1 rRNA gene is annotated in these 3132 nt (G+C 51.3%); it reads right to left on the reverse strand.

Annotation, left to right across the window (positions count from 1 at the left end):
* Positions 1–99: 99 nt before the first annotated feature.
* Positions 100–2991, reverse strand: a 23S ribosomal RNA gene (locus ACODSJ_RS24620).
* Positions 2992–3132 lie beyond the last annotated feature (141 nt).

Genomic DNA, 3132 nt, shown 5'->3' on the forward strand with positions numbered 1-3132 from the left:
AATCGGGTATGTGATCAGGTGTTTGCGTCGAACTTTCGGTTCATTTCGTCTTCACAACACCGCAATCTGGTCGTTCGACTCAAATTGCTTGGGTGTTATATGGTCAAGCCTCACGGGCAATTAGTACAGGTTAGCTCAACGCCTCACAGCGCTTACACACCCTGCCTATCAACGTCGTAGTCTTCGACGGCCCTTCAGGGAGCTCAAGGCTCCAGTGAGATCTCATCTTGAGGCAAGTTTCCCGCTTAGATGCTTTCAGCGGTTATCTTTTCCGAACATAGCTACCCGGCAATGCCACTGGCGTGACAACCGGAACACCAGAGGTTCGTCCACTCCGGTCCTCTCGTACTAGGAGCAGCCCCTCTCAAATCTCAAACGTCCACGGCAGATAGGGACCGAACTGTCTCACGACGTTCTAAACCCAGCTCGCGTACCACTTTAAATGGCGAACAGCCATACCCTTGGGACCGGCTTCAGCCCCAGGATGTGATGAGCCGACATCGAGGTGCCAAACACCGCCGTCGATATGAACTCTTGGGCGGTATCAGCCTGTTATCCCCGGAGTACCTTTTATCCGTTGAGCGATGGCCCTTCCATACAGAACCACCGGATCACTAAGACCTACTTTCGTACCTGCTCGACGTGTCTGTCTCGCAGTCAAGCGCGCTTTTGCCTTTATACTCTACGACCGATTTCCGACCGGTCTGAGCGCACCTTCGTACTCCTCCGTTACTCTTTAGGAGGAGACCGCCCCAGTCAAACTACCCACCATACACTGTCCTCGATCCGGATAACGGACCTGAGTTAGAACCTCAAAGTTGCCAGGGTGGTATTTCAAGGATGGCTCCACGCAGACTGGCGTCCACGCTTCAAAGCCTCCCACCTATCCTACACAAGCAAATTCAAAGTCCAGTGCAAAGCTATAGTAAAGGTTCACGGGGTCTTTCCGTCTAGCCGCGGATACACTGCATCTTCACAGCGATTTCAATTTCACTGAGTCTCGGGTGGAGACAGCGCCGCCATCGTTACGCCATTCGTGCAGGTCGGAACTTACCCGACAAGGAATTTCGCTACCTTAGGACCGTTATAGTTACGGCCGCCGTTTACCGGGGCTTCGATCAAGAGCTTCGCGTTAGCTAACCCCATCAATTAACCTTCCGGCACCGGGCAGGCGTCACACCCTATACGTCCACTTTCGTGTTTGCAGAGTGCTGTGTTTTTAATAAACAGTCGCAGCGGCCTGGTATCTTCGACCGACGTGGGCTTACGCAGCAAGTGCTTCACCCTCATCGGCGCACCTTCTCCCGAAGTTACGGTGCCATTTTGCCTAGTTCCTTCACCCGAGTTCTCTCAAGCGCCTTGGTATTCTCTACCCAACCACCTGTGTCGGTTTGGGGTACGGTTCCTGATTATCTGAAGCTTAGAAGCTTTTCTTGGAAGCATGGCATCAACCACTTCGTCACCCAAAGGGTAACTCGTCATCAGCTCTCGGCCTTGAAACCCCGGATTTACCTAAGATTTCAGCCTACCACCTTAAACTTGGACAACCAACGCCAAGCTGGCCTAGCCTTCTCCGTCCCTCCATCGCAATAACCAGAAGTACAGGAATATTAACCTGTTTTCCATCGACTACGCTTTTCAGCCTCGCCTTAGGGACCGACTAACCCTGCGTCGATTAACGTTGCGCAGGAAACCTTGGTCTTTCGGCGTGGGTGTTTTTCACACCCATTGTCGTTACTCATGTCAGCATTCGCACTTCTGATACCTCCAGCAAGCTTCTCAACTCACCTTCACAGGCTTACAGAACGCTCCTCTACCGCATCACTTACGTGATACCCGTAGCTTCGGTGTATGGTTTGAGCCCCGTTACATCTTCCGCGCAGGCCGACTCGACTAGTGAGCTATTACGCTTTCTTTAAAGGGTGGCTGCTTCTAAGCCAACCTCCTAGCTGTCTAAGCCTTCCCACATCGTTTCCCACTTAACCATAACTTTGGGACCTTAGCTGACGGTCTGGGTTGTTTCCCTTTTCACGACGGACGTTAGCACCCGCCGTGTGTCTCCCATGCTCGGCACTTGTAGGTATTCGGAGTTTGCATCGGTTTGGTAAGTCGGGATGACCCCCTAGCCGAAACAGTGCTCTACCCCCTACAGTGATACATGAGGCGCTACCTAAATAGCTTTCGAGGAGAACCAGCTATCTCCGAGCTTGATTAGCCTTTCACTCCGATCCACAGGTCATCCGCTAACTTTTCAACGGTAGTCGGTTCGGTCCTCCAGTCAGTGTTACCTAACCTTCAACCTGCCCATGGATAGATCGCCCGGTTTCGGGTCTATTCCCAGCGACTAGACGCCCTATTAAGACTCGCTTTCGCTACGCCTCCCCTATTCGGTTAAGCTCGCCACTGAAAATAAGTCGCTGACCCATTATACAAAAGGTACGCAGTCACCCAACAAAGTGGGCTCCCACTGCTTGTACGCATACGGTTTCAGGATCTATTTCACTCCCCTCTCCGGGGTTCTTTTCGCCTTTCCCTCACGGTACTAGTTCACTATCGGTCAGTCAGTAGTATTTAGCCTTGGAGGATGGTCCCCCCATATTCAGACAAAGTTTCTCGTGCTCCGTCCTACTCGATTTCATGACTAAGAGATTTTCGCGTACAGGGCTATCACCCACTATGGCCGCACTTTCCAGAGCGTTCCGCTAATCTCAAAGCCACTTAAGGGCTAGTCCCCGTTCGCTCGCCACTACTAAGGGAATCTCGGTTGATTTCTTTTCCTCAGGGTACTTAGATGTTTCAGTTCCCCTGGTTCGCCTCTTGCACCTATGTATTCAGTACAAGATAACCATCTTATGATGGCTGGGTTCCCCCATTCAGACATCTCCGGATCAAAGTCTGTTTGCCGACTCCCCGAAGCTTTTCGCAGGCTACCACGTCTTTCATCGCCTCTGACTGCCAAGGCATCCACCGTATGCGCTTCTTCACTTGACCATATAACCCCAAGCAATCTGGTTATACTGTGAAGACGACATTCGCCGAAAATTCGAATTTCTCAACTAAGAGAACTCACAAATTTTACCTTAGCCTGATCACCACCAGTGAAAGTGGATCACAGTCTATCTTTCTATCACA

It is taken from the genome of Pseudomonas sp. FG6, from assembly GCF_057809015.1.